Below are 21,741 nucleotides of genomic sequence, written 5' to 3' on the forward strand. Positions count from 1 at the left end.
ATGAGCCGTCAACGATTTCAGTTTGAACTCGCCCAGTCTGCGGTGGAAATCCGCGCTTATTTTGCTTTAAGACGGGATATTTTTTGTGAAGAACAGGGGATTTTTAACGGTAATGATTTTGATGACCTCGATCCCATTGCCTATCCGATTGTTGCCTTGGACAAGAGCTCATCCCCTCAGAGTAAGGTGGTTGGGGTTGTGCGCATCTACGAAAGTGAGCCCCAGGTTTGGTATGGTGGCCGCCTGGGAGTCCAGCCAGAGTTTCGGCGCGTAGGACGCATTGGTAAGGGGTTAATCTACAAAGCGGTCACAACGGCCCATGGTTGGGGCTGTACTAAGTTTCTGGCGACGGCACAGCTACAGAATGTACGTTTTTTCCAGCGGCAACATTGGCATTCCCTGGCGGAAATGGACATTTGCGATCGCCCCCACCATCTCATGGAGGCAGATTTAAACTTTTACCCACCGGCAGTGAATCCCCGACCCCAACTTGACCTGGGGACTTGGCTCGTTTCCTAAAGGAAAAATAATCGAAATACTTGGCGTGAACATCACTTTACCCCAGTTGGCAGAGACCCTACGCCACAATCTGGGCCTTTTACACAAACGAGATATTCAACTCGCTTCCCGGCAATTTCAACGGCAATTTACAGCCCAGGGGCAAGCCATTCGCCTTGGGGATGATTGTGCAGCCATTCCAGACCAAGCTGGTTTTCTCCTTCTCGCCGCAGAGGGCATGAGCCCCGCATTGGTGCAGCAAGATCCGTGGTTTGCGGGCTGGTGTGGGGTGCTCGTGAATGTCAGTGATATTTATGCCATGGGAGGACGACCACTGGCCGTTGTGGATGCTCTGTGGGCCTGTGAAGATCAGCAGGCGCGGCAGATTTGGGCCGGGATGCAGGCAGCGGCAGAAAAGTTTCAGGTGCCGATTGTCGGGGGTCATACCAATACCCACAGTGAATATGATGCCTTGGGGGTCGCGATTCTCGGTCGGGCAAAACGACTGATTACCAGTTTTGATGCCCAGGTGGGCGATCGCCTCGTGTTAGTCGCTAATTTCCAGGGGCAACCCCGGCCCCACCTCCCCTACTGTTGGGATGCCGCCACCCAAGCCGATCCAGCGCAACTCCAGGCCCAATGGGATTTACTGCCCCTCTTCGCTGAACGGGGTTTATGTAGCGCTGGCAAAGATGTCAGTATGGGGGGAATTATCGGCACAACTTTGATGCTTTTGGAAACGTCTAATTGCGGTGCGATCTTGGATATCGGCGCAGTTCCCTGTCCACCACAGCTCGATTTGCAACAATGGCTCCTCAGTTTTCCAAGCTACGGGTTTTTGCTGACCGTGCCCCCAGAGCAGGTCTCTGAAGTACAGATGTTGTGCAAAGATCAGGGGTTAGTCGCTCAGGCGATCGCCACCATTACCCCAGGCCACACCTTGACCCTTAAACTGGGGGAAACTAGCCTCGATTTTTGGCACCTCGACCATGTTCCGCTCACTGGCTTTACCGGAGGCTCCTAAATTCTATGCCAGCCGTTACTTTTGATATTGTTTGGCCCGACGGCTCCCAGGATCAATTTTATTCCCCCTCCACCGTCGTCCATGACTACTTTCAGGTGGGACAAAGCTACGCCCTGGCGGATTTTGTGCATCGCTCCCAAACGGCCCTGACCCTGGCCAGTAAGCGGGTCGAACAGCGCTATGGTAGCCCCTGTTCCCTGGCCCTCAAACAACGCCAACGCATTGAACAAAAGGCCAAAAAATTTATGGATCAACCCAATGCCCAGGTCACAATCTTGGCGAATGACCACTAAGCTGATGGGAAAATTTTGGCCGTTGGCGATCGCCACTATGGGATTGATCTTAGGGGGCTGTGGTCGGGCCTTGTTTTATCAGCCCCAGATTGCCACGGGGGGAATTAATAGTAATTTTGCCGAAGAATTTCCGAGCTACAGCGGTGATGGCCGTTATCTCGCCTTTGCCTCAGAACGGGATGGCCGCCGCAATATTTTTCTCTACGATCTCCAGACTAATCAATTAGTTAACCTGCCTAATCTCAACCGCCGCGACTCTAGCCAAGACCAACCGGATCTCAGTGAAGATGGCCGTTTTATCGCCTATGTTTCCACCGAACGGGGCCGCCAGGATGTATTTGTCTATGACCGCAACCAGGGGCGATCGCAGTTGTTAACGGTGAATTTACGGGGTTCGGTGCAAAATCCCACCATTAGCGGCGATGGACGTCGGGTCGCCTTCCAGAGCAACGAACGGGGGCAATGGAATTTGATGCTGGTGGACGTGACTCCCTAGCGGGAAATTTCCCCGCAATTGCATCTACAGATCAGAATGGTGCTGGCGTGACCGGAGGCGTTTATGGATCGCAGACAGTTGGTCGCGGGCATAGTGAGGACAGTGGGGCACGGGAATATTAACATTCGGCCAATCTGCGAGATCCGCACAGGGGCAGCCATTTTTCAAACCCACCGCATCGAAGGGCATCGGCATCGCACAGCGGGGACAATCGGCAATATCCCACCGCTCTGAGAGCAGATCCGCGATGGTTTGGGTTGTACCCTGGAGATAACAGTCACGGTTTGCGTTGAGGTCTTGCCAACAGGCCTCAAAATCTGGGGAATATTGATTTCCTTCGAGCACGGTCATCGGTAAAATTTGGCGATCGCCCTTGGGACAAATCACCGGTTTGCCCACCTGAAACCAGTAGGCTAAATATTGTTTAACTTGATTCACGGTCGCCATATATCTATCTTCTTCCTGCTGCATATCAATCCCTAAAACTACGCCGTCCCCATCGTCCCTATCCTATCGAGAAAAAAGAAGACCCGTGGCGATCGCCCCCGTCTGAACCTTGAAAAGCAATTTTTTTTAAGATCGTTTTTAGATTTAAGCCCATCACCACCTTTTTATATGAATTTTTGTGAACCGCCCCACAGTGGCTACCACTGGGATCACCACACCCCCCGTTTCTTTGAAGGTTGGTACTTTCGTGTCACCTTACCGGAGTTGGGTGATAATTTTGCCTTCATGTATTCCATCGAAGATCCCCTCGGCGATCGCCCCCATAGTGGTGGTGCCGTGCAAGTTCTGGGCCTCCAGGATGAATATCTCTGGCGCACCTTACTGAACGTCAAAAATTTTTGGGCCGATCATCAACGCCTCGCCCTGGGCCATTGGCGACATTGCCCCCCCAATTTAAAACCCCAACCCCTCGCCCCCAGGGTTTTCCAGGAGAAAATTCACGAAGGCTACCAGGCAACGGCAACCCTCAACCAAGGCCGTATTATCGATCCAGGCACCGGGGAAATTTGCCAGTGGCACTATGAAACAAAGCCGATCTACGGTTGGGGAAGGCCCGCTAAGCCCACCGCCAATTGGTATTCTTTTTTGCCCATTTACGATCCCGGTTGGCAGGTGTTGCTGGCCCATGGGTTGAGTACGGGTTGGATCGAATGGCAGGGCAAACGCTATGAATTCAGAGATGCCCCGGCCTATAGCGAAAAAAATTGGGGCAAATCTTTTCCAAAGGCTTGGTTTTGGCTCAATTGCAATGCTTTCAAAGAAGAAAAAGATCTCGCCCTCACTGCCGCTGGTGGCATTCGTCAAATTTTAGCGAGGGAAGAGGAAGTGGGCTTAATTGGCATTCACCACCACGGAAAATTTTATGAATTTGCCCCCTGGACAAGCACCCTCATCTGGCACTTTTCTCCCTGGGGAAGTTGGGAAATGACCGCAGGCGATCGCCAAGGGTTTACGGTTCACCTCAGTGGGAAAACCGACCTACCGGGACAACCCCTGCGAGCACCGACCCACACGGGCCTACGGTTTTGTTGTCAGGATACCCTGCGGGGCCAAATTTCCCTTGAACTATTCGCCCCGGACAAAACGCCCCTCATCCAAGCAACGAGCGATCTGGGGGGGTTAGAAGTGGGGGGACAGTGGTGGCGGCGCGATTTTGGCTAATGCTGACGGCCAGTTTGATCGCTTCTTTCATGCTGGTGGGATTGGCGCTGCCTTGCCCCGCAATGTCGAAGGCGGTGCCGTGGTCGGGGGAAGTCCGAATAAAGGGTAAACCGATGGTGGTATTGATCGCGTAGTCAAAGGCCATCAGTTTCACTGGGATTAACCCTTGGTCGTGGTAGAGAGCCAGATACGCATCGGCGGCGGGTTTGAATTCTGGTTTGCCATACCAAGCTTTGCCCGCATTGACCCACATGGTATCCGGAGGATAAAGCCCTAACAGAGTTGCATTGGGATATTTTTGTCGCGCATCTTCTAGCCAACCGTTAAGCCAGTCCATTTCTTCGGTGCCCAATTGACCATTTTCGCCACTGTGGGGATTTAAACCGGCGATCGCCACCTGGGGATTTTTTAAACCAAAATCCTGTTGCAGTGATTCTAAAAGAAGGTCTAATTTCAAATCCATCAGCCCTGGATTCAAGGTTTCCGGCACTGCTTTTAAAGGAATGTGGGTCGTCGCTAGCAGGCTCCGCAATGTCCAGCCTGTATAGGGAGATTTGCCAATAAAAGCCATGCCATAGCGGGTGGTTTGGCTCTTTTGGGCGAGAACCTCCGTTTGGCCGGGGTAGTCGTGGCCCGCTGCTTTCCAGAGGGATTTAGCAATGGGGGCGGTGACAATCCCCGAAAATTCTCCCTCCAGGGTTTTTTCAATCGCCGTGTCGAGGTACTGGAAAGCGCGATCGCCTGTTTCTACCGAACCTTCCCCCCAGGTGAAATTTCTCAGAAATTCATTGCCACTCGGTTCGACAATCTCTAACTCACTGGGATCAAGGAGATCAGATTCCGTCCGAGTTTTGAGGTGCTGATAGGTTTTTTCGAGCAAGGGGCGATCGCCAATGACCGTCATCGGACAAAGCGCTCTAATTTCTGGATCCGCCAGAGCTTTTAAAAGTACCTCTGGGCCAATCCCGGCCGGATCACCAATAGTCAAAGCGAGGCGAGTTTTCATAGGGGAGAATAGTCAATAAATAAAAAAATCCTCCCTAGAGGGAGGTGCCAAAGGCGGAGGGTGCATGTCCCTAGAGGGAGGTGCCAAAGGTGAAGGGTGTGAGGGCGTCTACTCGGCCTTCGGTTCAAACTTCAGGGCCACGGAATTGATACAGTAGCGCAAGCCCGTGGGAGGGGGGCCATCGTTAAATACATGACCTAGGTGGGCATCACATTTCGCGCAGAGCACTTCTGTCCGCTTCATAAAGAAACTAAAGTCATTTTTTTCGGCGATCGCCTGATCATTCACCGGTTGCCAATAGCTCGGCCAGCCAGTACCCGAATTAAACTTCGTCTCCGAGGTAAACAGGGGTGCACCGCAGCACACACAATTGTAGGTGCCTTCCCCCTTAAAATCGTGATATTCACCCGTAAAGGCCCGCTCGGTGCCATGTTTGCGGGTAACTTTGTAGGCCTCTGGGGAAAGTTGCGCTTGCCATTCGGCATCAGTTTTGACAACTTTGTCGGTCATGGTGGTGTTTTGTCTCCAAAAGTGGGGTTGCACTGCTTTGTATCGTAACAAGATCGACTAGGGGAAAACAGGTGAGAAATCCCCCAATGGATGTTGTGGGGTCGGGGCTTTCGGCTATACTCAACAAGGTTTTTTTATTCAAGTTCAAGGAGAGCGCCAAAAGATGCGATGTGCCATTATTAGTCGTGCCGGTCAAACTCTGGCGCGCGGGAAGTTAGTCTTAACTCCGATGGAAAACGATCAACAACGGCTTGATCTGGTTACAGACGGGGGTCGCTATCTAGAGGGAGGGCTGGTTGCTCCCGATGGTGATATGACCGAAGCCAGCCTAGAGCTATCGCGGAAATTTTTTGCGATGTGGGGCATGAGTAATCTCCAGCTACAAATCACCCTCCGCTAGATCTGTAACTAGAGTTAGACAATGCCAAGGAGACTGGCCATCAGCGCTTTTTGGGCGTGCATCCGGTTTTCGGCTTGATCCCAAATTTTGGCTTGGGGGCCTTCCATTACATCGGCGGTAATTTCTTCGCCCCGGTGGGCGGGCAAACAGTGGAGGGCGATCGCCTCTTTATCGGCGAGGGCCATGAGTTCGGCGTTGACTTGGTAGGGTTGGAAAATGGGTACGCGACTGTTGGCGAGGTCTTCTTGGCCCATACTGGCCCACACATCGGTGTAGATGGCGTGACAGCCTTCGGCGGCTTCCTTGGGATCATGGGTAATTAAAATTTGACTGCGATCGCCCGCAATGGCCTGGGCCTGGGCGACAATTTTCGGGCTAGGCTCGTAATCTTTGGGGGTAGCGATGCGAATATTCATGCCGACTAACGCGCCACCGAGGAGGATCGAGTGGGCGACATTATTGCCATCGCCCACATAGGTCATGGTCAGGCCTTCCAGTTGGCCAAAGATTTCCTGCATCGTTTGCAGATCCGCCAACATCTGACAGGGGTGCTCTAGATCTGTAAGGGCGTTGATAATCGGCATTTCACAGTAATCAGCGAAGGTTTCGAGATCCTGTTGATCAAAGGTACGAATCGCCAAAATATCGAGGTAGCGGTCTAAAACCCTGGCGGTGTCTTCGATGGGCTCGCCGCGACCCACCTGGGTGCGGTTTGGGTTCAGGTCAATGACATTGCCACCCAGTTGATACATAGCCACGCTGAAGGAGACTCTGGTGCGGGTAGAGGCTTTGTAGAACAACAGGCCGAGGGTTTTGGGGCAGGTGGGGGCGATTTTTCCCTGTTTGAGATCTGCCGCCAGGTTTAGCAGGGTAATAATTTCTGTGCTGCTGAGATCTGCAATGCTCAGAAGATCCCGACCCTTGAGTGCATTCATCCTGTTTTCGGCTCCTTACCGTGGCAAAAAAATCATTATAAGCTCCCCTCCAGATTCCACAAAAGCTTGCAAGGGCGATCGCCACTGGTCTTCGTCAGGAAATGTTGATGGCGATCCCAAGGGGGTGACACTTGAAAAACTGTCTACTTTTGGGGAGATGGGTGAAATCTGGTTTTAAAGTAGGATTGTAGCCATGATTTCGGCTTGTTTTTTGCGCTTTTAAATGGAATTGCCATGAGCACTGCTCCCTACGACCAGATCCAATCTTTATCAGAAATTTGGGCGATCGCCGCCGAGCGTTATGCCGACATTGTTGCCCTCTATGATCCCCACCAAAAACCAGAATTCAAACTGACCTATCATCAGCTCTGGCAAGGGATTCAGCAGTTTGGGGCTGGCCTCCAGGCCCTCGGCCTCCAACCCCAGGAAAAAGTCGCCCTGATTGCGGATAATAGCCCCCGTTGGTTCATCGCCGATCAGGGTAGTATTGCGGCGGGGGCCGTGAATGCGGTGCGCTCATCCCAGGCAGAAAAACAAGAACTGCTCTACATCTACACTGACAGCGAAAGTCGATTTCTCATCGTCGAAGACCGCAAAACCTTTGAACGCCTCAATCCAGAAATTACAAATCTCCAACCTAGGGCCGTCATTTTCCTCACCGACGAAGAAGTGCCAGAAACGGAACTCCCGATTTTTAACTTTTCCCAACTGATGACCCTCGGCAGCCAAGAATCCCTGACGATGCCTGGGCGATCGCCCCAAGATTTGATGACCTTGATCTACACTTCTGGGACGACGGGCAAACCCAAAGGGGTGATGCTTTCCCACGGCAATGTCCTCTACCAAGTGCGCAACCTCGACCAGGTGATTCAACCGAATCCTGGCGATGTCACCCTCAGCATTCTCCCTACCTGGCATTCCTACGAACGGGCTGCTGAATATTTTCTCCTGTCCCAGGGCTGCACCCAGATCTATACCAATATCCGCAACATCAAAAAAGATTTACAAACCTACAAGCCCGGTTACATGGTTGCGGTACCACGCATTTGGGAATCGATCTATGAAGGAGTGCAGAAAAATCTCCGGGAACAACCCGCCAAAAAACAAAAGCTGGTGAACTTTTTCCTCACCTGCTCCCAAAATTATGTCCTCACCCAGCGCATCGCCAACAACCTCAGCCTGGAGCATTTCCATGTTTCTCCCCTAACGCGGTTAATGGCTAGAGCAAAGGCGATCGCCCTTTATCCCTTTCACCTCCTCGGCAACAAACTCGTTTACGAAAAAATTCGGGGGGCCACTGGCGGCAAAATTCGCTACGTAATCAGCGGCGGCGGCTCCCTCGCCCAACACATCGACACCTTCTTTGAAATCGTGGGGATCAATATCCTCGTGGGTTATGGCCTCACCGAAACCTCCCCAGTGACCAATGCCCGGCGGCCCGAACGCAATGTGCGTGGCTCCGCTGGCCCCGCCCTCAAGGGCACCGAAATTCGCATTGTCGATCCCGAAACGCGACAAACCCTCTCCCAAGGCCAAAAGGGACTGGTTTTAATCCGTGGCCCCCAGGTGATGCAGGGCTACTACCGCAAACCCGAAGCCACCGCCAAGGCCATTGACCCCGAAGGTTGGTTTGACAGTGGCGACCTCGGTTGGGTGACGCCCCAGGGGGATCTCGTTTTAACTGGGCGGGCAAAAGATACCATTGTCCTCACCAACGGCGAAAACATCGAACCCCAACCCATTGAAGATGCCTGCGCCCGCAGCCCCTACATCGATCAAATTATGCTGGTGGGCCAGGATCAAAAATCCCTTGGTGCTTTAATTGTGCCGAACCTCGAAGCCCTCGGTCAGTGGGTGTCCCAGGGTGGCCTTGGTTTGCAATTGCCAGATCCTGACATTCCTTCAGAACAACTGCCCCAAACGGATTTGTACAGTAAGCCAGTCTTGAATTTATTTAAACAGGAGCTGAATCGAGAAATTAAAAATCGACCTGGCTATCGGGTGGATGACCGCATTAGTGATTTTGCGTTGATTTTGGAGCCTTTTTCCATTGAGAATGGCCTGATGACCCAGACGCTAAAGGTAAAGCGGCCAGTGGTGGCAGAGAAATATGCGGCCTTAATTGCTTCCCTTTACGACAAAGATTAAGCGATCCGAATGGCGGAATCTTCGGGTATTGATGCTACCCTGAAAATATTTTGCAGATAGGGCCCCTTTAGCCCACTGATTTAACAAAACCGAGTTACATTTCTCTAGGAAAACATTCACATGGACGGAAACCAAGTGCCTACTGTTACCCTCAAACGCCCAATTAATCTGAAGGTCATCGTGACCCCCCGCTGGAAAGAGGAAGTACAGCAGCAACTCCAGGGACAAATAGCGACTTTTGATGGTCAATTACAACAACTGGATGTCCAAGGAAATCGCACCATTAGTGAACTTCAACAACAGGGCAATACCCCCCAGGTCGCTCAACAAATGGAAAATATTCAACTCCAGGTTAACCAAAAAAAGCGGGAACTCCTTGAGAAGAAAAACCAAGTGCTCCAGCAGCTCCAACAGGTACAAAACTTAGAATTAGATCAAGAGTTTCTCCAGGGTCAGATGGAGAGTTTCTTTGAAGTGAAAGTGGGCGATAATCTGGTGCGCAAGCTGAATGTTGAACTTGTGGTTCGGGATGGTGTTGTTGAAGAAATTCGCGGCGACCTCTAAATTTTTTTGTGATTGCTGTCGAGTGACAGTGTTCGGCTCCCCCGATGACACTTGCGGTGCGGGGGATTTTTAATGGGGAAAAAATTCATGAAAATTGGCATTGTCGGGCTGGGTTTAATCGGTGGATCTTTGGCGATCGCCTTCCGGGAAAAAGGCTTAGAAGTATTGGGTGTTTCCCGGAAAAATACAACCTGCGAAACGGCCTTGAGTAAGGGAATTGTCGACCAAGCCAGCACAGATTTTTCTCTTCTCAAGGATGCGGATGTGGTGTTTCTCTGCACGCCGATCAAAGCGATTTTGCCCACGGCCCAAACTCTTATTCCCCACCTCAAATCCACGGCGATTTTGACCGATGTGGCCTCGGTGAAGGGGGGAATTGTCCAGGCGATCGCCCCGCTGTGGCCCAACTTTGTCGGGGGACATCCCATGGCGGGCACAGCCGAACAGGGTATTGACGCCGCGCTCCCCGGATTGTTTATCAACGCACCCTACGTTTTAACGCCGACCGATGAAACTTCCCCTGATGCGGTGAAAATCCTCAAGGACTTAATCACGCTGCTCCAGAGTCGTTTTTACTGCTGCGCCCCGGAGATTCACGATCAAGCGGTGGCCTGGATTTCCCATTTACCCGTTTATGTTAGTGCGAGTCTGATCGCGGCCTGTGGATCGGAAATTAATTCAGAAGTGCTACAAATGGCCCAAGCTCTGGCAAGTTCTGGCTTTCGGGATACCAGTCGTGTCGGCGGTGGCAATCCAGAATTGGGGTTGATGATGGCCCAGGGGAATCGACAGGCGCTGTTAAAATCCCTCACCCATTATCGGCAGCAGTTAGATCAAGTCATTGCAGATCTTGAAACAGAAAACTGGGAGGCAATCGCCCAATTCCTCACAGCGACCCAACGACAGCGGCCCGACTTTCTCTAGATTCCAGGAGTACAATGGAGGTAGGAGGAAGTCGAAGGATTCATACTGAAATGATCCTCGCCAGCGACCATGGATCTTCCACCCACCAATGATTTCTGTGCCGATCCCACCGTTGCTTTACGTCAGCGGATGGTTAAGCAGCAAATTATCGCCAGGGGCGTGAACGATCCAGCCGTCTTAGCCGCGCTCCAGCAAGTGCCCCGGCATCGCTTTGTGCCTGATTCTCTCCAAAATCTCGCCTACGCCGATCAACCCCTTACCATCGGCTATGGCCAAACTATTTCCCAGCCCTATATCGTCGCCTACATGACCGAGGCGGCCCACCTGACGCCCAGCAGCAAAGTTTTAGAAATTGGTACGGGGTGCGGTTATCAAGCGGCGATCCTCGCCGAAATTGCCCAGGAAGTTTTTACCGTTGAAGTTGTGCCCGAATTAGCCCGGCAAGCCCGCGATCGCCTAGAACAATTAGGTTACAAAAATATCCACTACAAGATTGGTGACGGTTACCAGGGCTGGTCAGAGTTTGCTCCCTACGACGCGATCCTTGTTACGGCGGCCCCAGACCATCGTCCCCAACCGCTGCTGCAACAATTGGCGGTGGGCGGCCACCTCGTGATTCCTGTGGGCACCATCGGCCAACGTCTCGAAGTCCTCCATAAAACTAGCACTGACCTGGAAATGGAAAAGGCGATCGCTGTGCGGTTTGTGCCACTCCAGGGCCACAGCTACGGATTTTGAACAAATTTGGATAGATCACCAGATTAATTGTCCCATCTCTATTGCTCGCATCGAGGGCATTACCTTCCTGGAGAGTGACCCAGACGGTTTGGGAATCCGGCGCAACGGCCACATATTTTGTGGAGGCGATCGCCTAAAATTGAACCAGCTTTCTCTACACCTTTTCTTTCTGTTATCGTGACTTTGCCTCCCCTAACAACGGACACTATTCAGCTAATCATCGACGATCGCCTTGAGGATGAAACGCTCCATCAGTTGGTCTGGCATTACCTCGGCTACCGTTACGATGAAACTCAAAAATGCTGGAATCTTGACCAAGTTGATCCAGCCTGGGCCGAAAAATATCCAGAACCGCCTAAATTTATCGAGGAGCGTCCCCCCACGGTGCAACTGACCCGCTCGATCCCCAAACCCTATAAGGCTCTGCTCAAGGAAAAAATGGGCTTTAAGGGCTACACAGTTGATCAACTGATTCCGCGCCTGACGCGGCGGGCGACCATGGCCAGTTGGCTCCTTAGCTATATGGCCCAACACGATTTGTTAGAGGTTTAGCGGGTGGCACGGGTTTCGGCTTTATGGATTTATCCGGTGAAGTCCTGCGGCGGGATCGCTTTGGAGACAGTGGAAGTTTTGACTCAGGGTTTTCAAGGCGATCGCCAATGGATGATTGTTGATGCCGACGGGAAATTTCTCAGTCAACGGCAATATCCCCAACTGGCCAGGGTTAAGCCCCATATTACAGAGGATAATCTCACCTTAACTTTTGATGATTTTTCGCCCCTGAAACTGTCTCCCAAAACTGTAGGCTCCCTCAAACCCGTGACAATCTGGCGCAACCAGACCCAAGCCCTTGACCAAGGCCCCGAAGCTGCCGCTTGGTTTTCGGAGGTGCTACAAACCCCCTGCCGTCTCGTGCGCCAATCTCCCGATCATCCCCGGCCCCTCAATCCGAAATATGCCCTGTGGGAAACCCAAAATGTCAGTTTTGCCGATGGTTATCCGGTGCTCCTCACTAATACTGCTTCTTTAAAGCTGCTGGAAGAAAAATTAGGGGCAGCCGTTTCGATGAATCAGTTTCGTCCTAACCTAGTGGTTGAGACAGCACAACCTTTTGCGGAAGATCATTGGCAGACTGTGGACATTGGTGGCACGACCTTTGTCACCGCCAAACCCTGCGAACGTTGCATTGTGATTACAACAAATCAAACCACAGGCGATCGCCACCCAAACCAAGAACCCCTCCGCACCTTGGGTACTTTTCGACGCACTGCCAAAGGCATTCTTTTTGGCATTAACCTCATGCCTACCAGTTCAGGCAAGATTTCAGTGGGGGATGCTGTGATCCTGAATCCAATGTCTTCTTAACACTCCCTGTCCTCAACAGTTATTAAACCTGAAGGCAGCGAATCGCTTCCAACATTCCCCTGGCCTTATCAAGGGTTTCCTGGTATTCCCGTTCCGGTTCCGAATCTGCGACAATGCCTGCGCCTGCCTGGACAAAGACCTGGTGCTGATTCCCCTGCGATCGCACAATCATGCTCCGGATCGTAATCGCCGTATTCAGTTGGCCTTCAAAATCGTAGTAACCGTAGACGCCAGAGTAGGGGCCGCGCCGTTCGGGTTCCAGTTCGTTGATAATTTCTAAAGCGCGAATTTTCGGCGCACCGCTGACTGTTCCGGCGGGGAAACAAGCCTGTAATAAATTCCAAGCCGATTGGTCGGGGGCTAAATCTCCCATCACATTACTCACGATGTGCATCACGTGGGAATAGCGTTCGATGATCATCAAATCCCCAACCGTCACCGTGCCTTTTTCGCAGACGCGACCGAGGTCATTGCGGCCCAAATCCACAAGCATCACGTGTTCAGCGATTTCCTTAGGGTCGGCCAAGAGGTCTTGTTCTAACGCTAAATCCTCAGCTTGGGTTTTCCCCCGGCGTCGCGTGCCCGCAATCGGTCGGAGCATCGCCTGGAGTTTTCCGTCTGGCGTTTGCTCGGCTTTGACCATAATCTCTGGGCTAGAACCGATGAGTTGCCAATCCCCAAAATTGTAAAAAGACATGTAGGGAGAAGGGTTAATCAGGCGCAGGGAACGGTAGAGATCAAAGGGATGGCCTTCGTAGCTCGTCTGGAGCCGCTGGGACAGCACCACCTGAAAAATATCTCCGGCCTTAATGTATTCCTTTGCCTTGGCGACGTTCTGGCAAAACTGTGCTTGGGAAGTGTTGCTTTCGTACTTGAGGGCTTCCCCGTCTGGGTTGGCGAGCCATTCTAAGGGTTTGGCGGCAACAGGCAAAGGCAACTTGAGCTTGAGGACTAATTTCGTCACGCGATCGCAGGCATTTAGGTAGGCTTCTTCTAGGGGCACCGCCGGATCCCGCAGGTCAGCATAGGTGATGACCCAAATCTTGCGTTTAACTTGGTCAAAAATAATCAAGCTATCAATTTGCATCCAGAGGCCATCGGGCAGATCCTCTTCTTGGCGTTCGTACACTGGCACCCGTGGCTCGATCCAGCGCATCAACTCATAGCCCCACATCCCAAATAGGCCACCAATCCCCGGTGGTAATTCCGGCAGTTGGACAGGCTTAATGCTGGCGAGACATTGGGCCAACACATCAAAGGGATTGCCGCTAAATTCTTGGACGGCCCCATCACGGAATTTTTGCGTGGTGCGATCGCCTTTATTTTCTAAGACCCAAACCGGATCGCAACCGAGGAAACTATAGCGACCAATATTTTCGCCCCCCTCAACGGACTCCAACAGAAAATTGTAGGGTTGATCTGCACAAACCTTGTACCAAGCCGACACTGGCGTTTCGAGATCCGCCACCCACTCCTGATAGACCGGAATAAAATTACCCTGTTGACTGAGATGCCGAAACTGCTCGAAATCAGGAAAAATCATAGGAAATGCGTCGGTCGCCTGGGGCACATGGAGGGCCGCTGGGACAGTGAATAAAAGTAAAAATAGAGCTAGACACAAAGAAGCGGAAGCCTTTTGTTCAGCTTTTCATCATAACAGACTTTCTTCATCGGTCTGGGCTAATCGCCGCCACCAAGAAAGCCTTCATAACTCAAACTAAAACTGTCAACTTCCGCCCGAACTGTTGTGGTAAAAATCTAGGCTTCGTAGGGGGCCACACCAGAAAACTTCAGGGTTGCCGGTTCGGGGTTGCTCCCGATATTGCGGTCAACTTTCCCTTTGTATTCGCGACCTTCGTTTACCTTCTCAGAAGGTACACCATCGAGAGGATAGAGGAACTGAGTTTCGCCGGAGGGGAAGACACGGTAAATCTTATAGTCGGTAATCTTGGGCTTAAATTGTGTTTTCAGCTGAGTCCCGAGGGCAAGGCACTGTTCCTTGCGGGCAAAGTACATGAGGTTATCGCCTTCGTTCATGACCGCTGCACCACCGGTGGGCAGTTCAAAAACCTGCTCTTTTGCGCTAGACCAGGTGATGGCGTATTTTTCCTCCCGTTCAGCAGCGGCGAGTAGACCACCCGTGCTGCCACCGAATTTCGGTGTTTTTCCAGTAAGCTCGTTAGACATGCTCAAAAATCTTTATTAAATAAAGGGTGTTTCGCAAATGCTATCACCAGACCCCTACGCCATAGATCAAGTGTCAAGAACTGTAACAGTTATTTTCTATTTGTAAGGGAAGCAGACAGGCAAATTTATCATCCTTTAGGGACTGTTTTGGTGGGAATAGCCCTAGGGGCAAAAGTTTCTGGCAAAAGCCACTAGAATGCGAGAAAATCCCCTTTTTTCCACTGCAAAACCTAGGCTTAGTAGAAGGTGAGCATCCGTTGTTTTTGGAATTTTTGGGTTAGGGGATGGGTTGAACCCAGCAGGTTAAAGAACATCTATGGCAGAAGAATTTTACAAAGGTGGACAACGGGCTTGGTTCCATGATCAGGGCCATTGGGGCGGTTTTTTCCATACCTATGATCAGTTGCAACTCAAGGGTTTTGGGGCGCATTTTGATCAACCCCGCAAAATCCATGTCTTTTTACCACGAGATTATGAAGTAACTGGCGATCGCCTGCCCGTACTGTACTGCAACGATGGCGACCATATTTTTTTCCCCGATGGGGATTTTGGTCAATGTTGGCAGGTGGCAGAGCGCTTGAGTCGGCTGTATCTACGGGAGCAATTGCAAAAACTGATTGTCGTAGCCATTTGCCCCAATGATCATGCCTACGAATATTCCCATATCCCGGATCAAGGTGGTGGCCTAGGGGATTACAGTCGTTATCTTGCCAAAGGACTGAAACCCTTTATCGATGAGCAATACCGCACCCAAACCGATCAAACGCTCATCGTCGGTGCTGCCCAAGGCGGGTTGGCTGCTTTTTACACGGCTACCCAGCACCCCCGCCAGTTTCCCCAAGTGGCCGCTTTATCCCCCTCTTTTTGGCTGGGACTGGAGGCAAACCCAATGTCCATAAATGGTTTGGATGGGGCTTTTAAAATATCCCTTGAAAATTCGGCGTTGGTTTTTGCCGCGACTCCCGTTTTGAGCAACCCCGAACTGCGCCCCAAAATTTACCTAGACTGGGGTTTAATGGCTGATGCCCAGCACCAGGAGGCACGGGCGAGATTACGGGGCCAAGAAATGCGATCGCTTTTAATCAGAGAGTTCCAATACCAAGAAAATGTGAATCTTTTTACCCTTGAAGATCCCCTTGGTCGCCACGATGAACTTACCTGGGGCGATCGCCTTGAGACAATTTTGCAGCTTTTCTTCTAGCCCGTGGGCAAAAATCTGACCTCTAATACTGGATGCGATCGGTGGTTTTCCCAGGAGCGGCATTCTTTTCGAGATATTCAATAATTTTTCCGGCCACATCAACCCCGGTGGTTTTTTCGATGCCTTCTAATCCCGGTGAAGAGTTAATTTCCATCACCAGAGGCCCGTGGTTTGAACGCAACAAATCTACCCCAGCGACCCGCAATCCCATCGCTTTAGCGGCCCGGACAGCGGTACTGCGCTCTTCGGGGGTGAGTCGAACTTTGTCTGCTTTGCCGCCCCGGTGCAAATTAGACCGAAATTCTCCCTCTGCACCCTGACGCTTCATTGCCGCCACGACTTTCTCGCCCACCACGAAACAGCGGATATCCGTGCCCTTGGCTTCGGCGATGTATTCTTGCACCAAAATGTTGGCATCCAACCCCCGAAAGGCTTCGATCACGGATTTGGCGGCCTGGTGGGTTTCCGCGAGCACCACACCAATACCCTGGGTGCCTTCTAAAAGTTTAATGACCACGGGGGCACCACCCACGGTTTCGATGAGGCCATCAATGTCCTGGGTCGCGTGGGCAAAACCTGTCACCGGGAGTCCAATGCCTTTGCGGGCTAAAATTTGCAGCGATCGCAGTTTATCGCGGGACCGAGAAATCGCCTGGGATGTATTGGCACTAAACCCTCCCATCACCTCAAACTGACGCACCACCGCCGTACCGTAAAAAGTGGCCGATGCTCCAATGCGAGGAATAATCGCGTCAAAATTTTCTAACCGCTGCCCCTGGTAAATGACAAAGGGTTGATGGGATGTGATATTCATGTAGCAGCGCATGAAATTAATCACCTGGACGTCGTGGTGACGATTTTCGGCGGCTTCCCGGAGACGACGGGTGGAATAGAGTTTTGGATCTTGGGAGAGAATGGCAATTTTCATGGTTGGTGGGGATGATCCGGTTGGCTTTGGAGAAAAGATTTGCTCACATCAACGAGGAATCGTTTGCGCAGGGCCTGGCGTCCAAGGAGCATCCGATAACCCATTAAGGAGCGATTGGTGAGATTGAGTTCAATGAGCCAACGGTGTTCGCCTAGTTGAACATGGGTTTCGATGACGGGCCGCAGTTGCTTTTGGCCATTGGAACTTTTGATGCTGCGGTGTTCGACCAAAGGGGCTTCTATGGTAACGGTGTCATGGATATTGTGCTGGTGGGGGTGAATTTGGAAACGAACCATCTCGCGATCGCCTTGGTGAAAATAGTGAATGCGGGTGGCATGGATCGAGGAGGAGCCAGCACCGGTGTCAATTTTGGCGCGAATCACGGGGATCTGAAAATCCGGGAGCGCCACACATTCTCGCCAACCAATGGTCGATAGGATGGGTTTTCTTTTCATACAACGGCAGTCTAGGAGACAAAGTTTAAATTCTTGCTAAGGCTTCAGCTAGAAGCACTGGTATAAAACCGTAGGGCAAACCGCCACACCACATTAGACAATAACAGCAGCAGCAGGCCCAAACAACCGGCACCAGCAATCCACCCCAGAGGCGATCGCCCCAACATGGTTTCCGCAGGAATGGTCGTAAAAAAAACAATGGGGACAATGAAAGTAAAGAAAAACGAAAGACCCCCGGATAGGCCACAATCGGGTAACGTCCGGCCTCAAGGAAGCCCCGCAGCACCTCGGTGACATTATAAATTTTCACAAACCAGATACTCGTTGCCCCCAACATAAACCAGAGGCTGTAGAGGATCAACATCCCAAACCCGATGGGAATCAGGCTCAACACATAATTGAGCGGTGACAGACCCAACTGCAGCCCGATGTAGATCAAAATTCCCAGTCCTAAAACCAAGTCAGGCAAGCCCCAGGGGGAAATCATCCGCGCCGAGAGCCAAAATTGACTACTGATGGGCTTGAGTAGCACAAAATCGAGGGTGCCTTCCTGTACCTGTTGGACGATCCGGTTGAGATTCGGCGAAAAAAAAGTATTGGCCACCCCCTGCAAGAGGGTAAACATTCCCACCACCAACATCGCCTCTTGCCAAGTCCAACCGGAAAATTGATATCCCGTGCGGTAAAACAAAAAGAGGCTGAACAGGCTGCCCGCTAAATTTCCCACACTACTGAGGGCCGCGATGAAAAAATTTAAACGATACTCCAATTCGGCGGCGATCGCCGTACTCCAAAACAGTCCTAAAATGCGCCAATACTTGCCCATGGAGTCGAGCCTATTTCTCCACTGCCCGGATATCAATCACGCTGCCATTGAAATCGTAATTAAACCCCTCAAGGCGCAGGGTATGACCAATTTTGACCTTGTTGTTGCCAAAAACATAGCCATTATCTGTTTTCTGGGCTTCGCTAGTTAACACAATCCGAAAATCCCCAATATTCTGCACCTCAGGACGGGGATCATTTAACGGTAAAACAGAGCCGTCCGGCTGGGGCACAGGGGTTGTCCGGGGTAAAAGCTCAATGGACTTAATGCCGACATTGGCAAAGGGTTGATTGCGGATCACGATGGAGGTCGTTTCAGACCCTTGAAATTCTGCCACAAAGGCATCTGGGGACTTCACACTCAGGCCCCGCACCAGGACTTCCACCTCGATCGCTTCCATGGCTGACCCAATTTGGGCCACGGAACCCGAACGACCGGGGAGGAAAAAAATACCAAAAATTACGCCGAGAATGATCAGAAGTGCCCCCAGATCGAGGATGCTCACTTTGCCGAAAAGACGCCCTTTTGAATCCAACAGAGCCATATGTTTGTGGAAATACACTAAAAGTTTTTTTAACCCTCCACATTATAGGGGAGGTGGCAGCCGTCCCCCGATAAATTCGCCCTTAACCGTCTTGGGGAGGGGACATCGGCAGCGGCGATCGCCCAACTTCCGGAGAGGCTTGTCTCTGTATTTGAGGCCGTCGTCGGGACTGTTGATAGAGTCGGTAAAGGGCATAGGTAAATAGAGAAGGCCCCACCAGAGCACAAAGCACAATGACTCCATAAATCCAGAGGGGTAACACGGACGGTTCTCCCCCAGGGGAATTCGTCTGAGCATTAGTCTCGGCGGGTGGCGGTGTTTTTGTTGCCGGAGGGGCGTCCGCACCACTGACCGTTTGGGATGATGGGGATTCCGTTTCCTCCAAAACCCGCGCCGCTGTCTGGGCTGGCAATTGTCCCAAAAGACTATCCACCACCGGAATCGGCACCCGAGGATTGACCAGGGTTGCAAAGCCCACACTTGTGAGGGTTAACATCGCCAAGCAACTACCACCCAGGAAATAAGCGCGACCATGGTGGGTTTTAATGAGTTGTTTAAAGGTGATCAGGCGAGGCGGTTGTTTTTTCGGGGAAGTAGAAGCCATCGGCGGTGACAAAATTTAAAGATTAGTAGCCTTTAGGCCAAGGGGATTAAAACAAGGTAATCGCTGGTAACTTCAGCATAACGAACTGGATTTAGGACGGGGAGGTTTGTGATTTTGGGTGGGCATCAACGGGATTCAAGATTCCCCTATGTTGCTCTAAATGATGGGCAACCTTACCTAGAAGTTCCTCCAAAGAGACCGGGTGATAAATAATGTCATCACAAGCTAACCGCGAATGCTCATCTTGCTGATTTTGAAAGATATCGGCGGTAATCACGATGAGTTTTGGGTCTTCGGTTAGGGGGACTGTTTGGAGCTGTTGTTGGATATTGCTCAAGATCTCCGCACCATCGACGGAGGCCAGTTTCAGGTCAACCAAAATTAGGTCTGGTGTCCATTGTTGCCATGGGTGATTAGAGATTGCTTCCATGGCGATCGCCTGGGTTTCGATACCAGCCCTGGCCAGTCGCTGACAGAGTAGTTCCCGCTGCTCGACTTGATCCTTGAGGAGCAAAATTTTGGGCGATCGCCCCGTGTGTTCTACAAAAGCCTGAATTGAAATGTCTGCTTGATCTTTTTCTGGCGAAGCGAGGGACAGCTCAAACCAAAAGCAACTACCCTGATTTTCTGCCGTTGTTACCCGGATCTCTCCCCCCATGAGCTGTACCAACTGCTGACTGATGGCGAGACCCAGGCCTGTGCCTTGGCGTGCACGGATTCCTGTGCTGGTTTGCTGAAAAACCTGAAATAATTTGTTCTGCTCATGTTCTGGGATGCCAGGCCCCGTATCAATTACGGCAAAGTGTAAGTTCTGTTGGTGGGCATCATAGGTAATTTTGAGGGTAACGCGACCCACCTCAGTAAATTTAATGGCATTACTCAAGAGATTGATTAAGACTTGCTTGAGCTTTTTTTCATCGAGGTAAATCACCTCCGGTACATTGGCATCACGCTCAAAGATCAGTTCTAGTTGCTTTTGTTTCGCCGCAAGGACAACAAAATCGTAGATAACATTGAGAGCTTCAACGAGATTAAAGGCTTCTCGAAGGACGCTGGTCTCCCCGGCCTCAATTTTTGAGAGGGAGAGAATATCGTTGATCAGGTTCAGCAGGTGCTGGGCACTCTGGGTAATGATGTCGAGGGATTCGAGTTGATCGGCAGTGAGGTTAGTATCCCCCGTGAGTAGCTCCGTAAACCCCAAAATGGCGCTGAGGGGTGTGCGGAGTTCATGGCTCATATTGGCCAAAAATTGACTTTTTGCTTGGTTTGCCTTTTCTGCTTCTTCCTTGGCTGCCTGTAGGGTTTCTAGGAGTTTGGCCTGTTGGAGGGCCACACCCAGTTGGGTAGCGATCTGCCGCAGCATTTCGATTTCCTCGGTAAGCCAGGTGCGGGGGGCGTTGTTTTGGTAGATGCCGAGGAGTCCCCAAAGGCGATCGCCTAGGAAAATCGGTAGGGTGATATAGGCTTTGGCTTGGAAGTTTTCGAGAAGCTCGATGTAACAGGGAGGAAACCCAGCTTTGTAAATATCATGGACTGCCCGGTAGGTATTGCCTTGACGATAAATCCCCCCCTGGGTTTCCTGGAGATAGGTATCTTCTACCCAGCCCGGTAGCTCACTTTCAAAAACTTTGACAATACAACGGTCATCACGCACTGCGGAATATTTTAGGAGTTCACGCTGTCGCGCACTGGCGTCATTCATCAGCGATCGCCATTGGGGAGACATGGCCTCAGCCACAAAGTGACCACTCCAGTCGGGGTTAAACTTGTAGATCACCACCCGGTCACAGTGCAGGGCATCATGGATTTCTTTAGTCGTGCTCTGAAAAATTTCGTTGAGGTTGAGGGTACGACGAATCCGATTGATCACGACCCGGAGAATTCTTTGGCGGGTGATTGTCCGTTGCAGTTGCTCGGTTTGGTTTGACCACAGGGCTTGGAGATGTTTGTGGTTAAGTTGTTGTTGGACACGTTTTTGTAATTCGGTGCTGGTGCAGGGCAATAGCAACACATCATCGGCCCCAAACGAGAAAGCCTCGGCCCGGGTTTGGGCATGGATATCCGTGGTGGTAATAATCAGGGGGATATCGCGGCTGTGCAGATCACTTTTGAGCTGGGCAAACAGTTTGCGCTCCGGACGGGACACAAAATCGAGGTTCACAATGATCAGTTCTGGATGATTGGCGATCGCCAAAGCCGACAGATGGGCGGCGCTGGGGGCAACCTGCACTGCGGCAATACCCCGGAGGGTCTCCAGGAAAAATTCAAGGAAATGGGCTTGGTGCTCACCGACTAAAATCATGACAAAATTGCAAACCTCAGGGCAGGAGATAATGGGAAGAAAAATCAGACCGCTCCTCTCCAAAGAGCAGATGCAGATCAAAATTTCAGGCCGCACACTGAAACCACGGGACAAAAAGTTCCCCG

General features: G+C 51.4%; 25 protein-coding genes. 13 read left to right on the forward strand and 12 right to left on the reverse strand.

Annotated features, from left to right (window positions below):
• Genes AACR41_RS15790 through AACR41_RS15805 form a run of 4 tightly spaced genes read left to right on the forward strand, consistent with a single transcriptional unit; the run spans position 1 to position 2,311 of the window.
• Positions 1-519 (forward strand): MSMEG_0567/Sll0786 family nitrogen starvation N-acetyltransferase, encoded by a 519-nt coding sequence (locus tag AACR41_RS15790; protein ID WP_030005913.1) that lies wholly within the window; start codon positions 1-3, stop codon positions 517-519.
• A gap of 25 nt (positions 520-544) precedes the next feature.
• A complete protein-coding gene (locus AACR41_RS15795; RefSeq protein ID WP_030005914.1) occupies positions 545-1,522 on the forward strand; it encodes a sll0787 family AIR synthase-like protein in 978 nt (325 codons plus the stop codon).
• Positions 1,523-1,527: 5 nt separating this feature from the next.
• Positions 1,528-1,815, forward strand: coding sequence for an MSMEG_0570 family nitrogen starvation response protein (locus tag AACR41_RS15800; protein WP_030005915.1), 288 nt, complete (start codon positions 1,528-1,530; stop codon positions 1,813-1,815).
• A 4-nt stretch (positions 1,816-1,819) separates the two neighbouring features.
• Positions 1,820-2,311 (forward strand): TolB family protein, encoded by a 492-nt coding sequence (locus AACR41_RS15805; RefSeq protein WP_152550961.1) that lies wholly within the window; start codon positions 1,820-1,822, stop codon positions 2,309-2,311.
• A gap of 24 nt (positions 2,312-2,335) precedes the next feature.
• Here AACR41_RS15805 and AACR41_RS15810 read toward each other — a convergent pair whose 3' ends face one another.
• A complete protein-coding gene (locus tag AACR41_RS15810; RefSeq protein WP_012306298.1) occupies positions 2,336-2,758 on the reverse strand; it encodes a hypothetical protein in 423 nt (140 codons plus the stop codon).
• A gap of 168 nt (positions 2,759-2,926) precedes the next feature.
• Here AACR41_RS15810 and AACR41_RS15815 point away from each other — a divergent pair, with 168 nt between their 5' ends.
• Positions 2,927-3,979 (forward strand): tocopherol cyclase family protein, encoded by a 1,053-nt coding sequence (locus AACR41_RS15815; RefSeq protein ID WP_030005917.1) that lies wholly within the window; start codon positions 2,927-2,929, stop codon positions 3,977-3,979.
• On the opposite strand, the gene pdxA is transcribed toward AACR41_RS15815, so the two are convergent.
• Positions 3,909-4,985 (reverse strand): 4-hydroxythreonine-4-phosphate dehydrogenase PdxA, encoded by a 1,077-nt coding sequence (pdxA, locus tag AACR41_RS15820; RefSeq protein ID WP_030005918.1) that lies wholly within the window; start codon positions 4,983-4,985, stop codon positions 3,909-3,911. The two genes, AACR41_RS15815 and pdxA, sit on opposite strands and share 71 nt — an antisense overlap.
• Before the next feature lie 108 nt (positions 4,986-5,093).
• The gene (msrB, locus tag AACR41_RS15825) at positions 5,094-5,495 is read right to left on the reverse strand and encodes a peptide-methionine (R)-S-oxide reductase MsrB (protein WP_012306301.1); all 402 of its coding nucleotides are present in this window, start codon (positions 5,493-5,495) and stop codon (positions 5,094-5,096) included.
• Between the two features lie 229 nt (positions 5,496-5,724).
• On the opposite strand from msrB, the gene AACR41_RS15830 reads away from it, so the two are divergent.
• Positions 5,725-5,895 carry a hypothetical protein gene (locus tag AACR41_RS15830; RefSeq protein WP_223209840.1) on the forward strand — a complete coding sequence of 57 codons (171 nt, stop codon included), beginning with the start codon at positions 5,725-5,727 and terminating at the stop codon, positions 5,893-5,895.
• Positions 5,896-5,909: 14 nt separating this feature from the next.
• On the opposite strand, the gene argF is transcribed toward AACR41_RS15830, so the two are convergent.
• Complete coding sequence (gene argF / locus AACR41_RS15835) at positions 5,910-6,830, reverse strand: ornithine carbamoyltransferase (protein WP_030005919.1); 921 nt, start codon at positions 6,828-6,830, stop codon at positions 5,910-5,912.
• Positions 6,831-7,064: 234 nt separating this feature from the next.
• On the opposite strand from argF, the gene AACR41_RS15840 reads away from it, so the two are divergent.
• The 6 genes from AACR41_RS15840 to AACR41_RS15865 all read left to right on the forward strand — a co-directional run bounded on the left by AACR41_RS15840 (position 7,065) and on the right by AACR41_RS15865 (position 12,569).
• Entirely contained in the window at positions 7,065-8,978 is a 1,914-nt protein-coding gene (locus tag AACR41_RS15840) for a long-chain fatty acid--CoA ligase (RefSeq protein ID WP_030005920.1), read from the forward strand.
• A 120-nt stretch (positions 8,979-9,098) separates the two neighbouring features.
• Positions 9,099-9,542 (forward strand): YlqD family protein, encoded by a 444-nt coding sequence (locus AACR41_RS15845; protein WP_012306305.1) that lies wholly within the window; start codon positions 9,099-9,101, stop codon positions 9,540-9,542.
• A gap of 87 nt (positions 9,543-9,629) precedes the next feature.
• Positions 9,630-10,466, forward strand: a complete 837-nt coding sequence (locus AACR41_RS15850; protein ID WP_030005921.1) for a prephenate/arogenate dehydrogenase — start codon at positions 9,630-9,632, stop codon at positions 10,464-10,466.
• Positions 10,467-10,535: 69 nt separating this feature from the next.
• Entirely contained in the window at positions 10,536-11,204 is a 669-nt protein-coding gene (locus AACR41_RS15855; protein WP_030005922.1) for a protein-L-isoaspartate(D-aspartate) O-methyltransferase, read from the forward strand.
• Positions 11,205-11,378: 174 nt separating this feature from the next.
• Entirely contained in the window at positions 11,379-11,756 is a 378-nt protein-coding gene (locus AACR41_RS15860) for a DUF1823 family protein (RefSeq protein ID WP_030005923.1), read from the forward strand.
• A gap of 3 nt (positions 11,757-11,759) precedes the next feature.
• Positions 11,760-12,569 carry an MOSC domain-containing protein gene (locus AACR41_RS15865; protein ID WP_030005924.1) on the forward strand — a complete coding sequence of 270 codons (810 nt, stop codon included), beginning with the start codon at positions 11,760-11,762 and terminating at the stop codon, positions 12,567-12,569.
• Positions 12,570-12,591: 22 nt separating this feature from the next.
• On the opposite strand, the gene trpE is transcribed toward AACR41_RS15865, so the two are convergent.
• Together trpE and AACR41_RS15875 are read right to left on the reverse strand one after the other, a co-directional pair.
• The gene (gene trpE / locus AACR41_RS15870) at positions 12,592-14,112 is read right to left on the reverse strand and encodes an anthranilate synthase component I (protein ID WP_030005925.1); all 1,521 of its coding nucleotides are present in this window, start codon (positions 14,110-14,112) and stop codon (positions 12,592-12,594) included.
• Positions 14,113-14,327: 215 nt separating this feature from the next.
• Positions 14,328-14,756 (reverse strand): photosystem I reaction center subunit II PsaD, encoded by a 429-nt coding sequence (locus tag AACR41_RS15875; RefSeq protein ID WP_012306311.1) that lies wholly within the window; start codon positions 14,754-14,756, stop codon positions 14,328-14,330.
• Between the two features lie 316 nt (positions 14,757-15,072).
• Between AACR41_RS15875 and AACR41_RS15880 the strand changes: the two genes are divergently transcribed.
• Positions 15,073-15,957: an alpha/beta hydrolase gene (locus AACR41_RS15880; RefSeq protein ID WP_030005926.1), complete on the forward strand. Its 885-nt coding sequence runs from the start codon at positions 15,073-15,075 to the stop codon at positions 15,955-15,957.
• Between the two features lie 22 nt (positions 15,958-15,979).
• Here AACR41_RS15880 and rimK read toward each other — a convergent pair whose 3' ends face one another.
• The 6 genes from rimK to AACR41_RS15910 form a co-directional block, all read right to left on the reverse strand.
• Positions 15,980-16,885 carry a 30S ribosomal protein S6--L-glutamate ligase gene (rimK, locus tag AACR41_RS15885; protein WP_012306313.1) on the reverse strand — a complete coding sequence of 302 codons (906 nt, stop codon included), beginning with the start codon at positions 16,883-16,885 and terminating at the stop codon, positions 15,980-15,982.
• Positions 16,882-17,340 (reverse strand): ATP-dependent zinc protease family protein, encoded by a 459-nt coding sequence (locus AACR41_RS15890; protein ID WP_012306314.1) that lies wholly within the window; start codon positions 17,338-17,340, stop codon positions 16,882-16,884. Before AACR41_RS15890 ends, rimK begins: the two co-directional genes overlap by 4 nt.
• Before the next feature lie 25 nt (positions 17,341-17,365).
• Positions 17,366-18,166: an ABC transporter permease gene (locus AACR41_RS15895; RefSeq protein ID WP_445260570.1), complete on the reverse strand. Its 801-nt coding sequence runs from the start codon at positions 18,164-18,166 to the stop codon at positions 17,366-17,368.
• Between the two features lie 10 nt (positions 18,167-18,176).
• Positions 18,177-18,710, reverse strand: a complete 534-nt coding sequence (locus AACR41_RS15900) for a DUF4330 domain-containing protein (RefSeq protein ID WP_030005927.1) — start codon at positions 18,708-18,710, stop codon at positions 18,177-18,179.
• Positions 18,711-18,792: 82 nt separating this feature from the next.
• Entirely contained in the window at positions 18,793-19,314 is a 522-nt protein-coding gene (locus tag AACR41_RS15905) for a hypothetical protein (protein ID WP_030005928.1), read from the reverse strand.
• 91 nt (positions 19,315-19,405) lie between these two features.
• Positions 19,406-21,616: an ATP-binding protein gene (locus AACR41_RS15910; RefSeq protein WP_052349570.1), complete on the reverse strand. Its 2,211-nt coding sequence runs from the start codon at positions 21,614-21,616 to the stop codon at positions 19,406-19,408.
• Between the last annotated feature and the right edge of the window lie 125 nt (positions 21,617-21,741).

This window comes from Picosynechococcus sp. NKBG042902 (assembly GCF_963864045.1).
GTDB lineage: Bacteria > Cyanobacteriota > Cyanobacteriia > Cyanobacteriales > MRBY01 > MRBY01.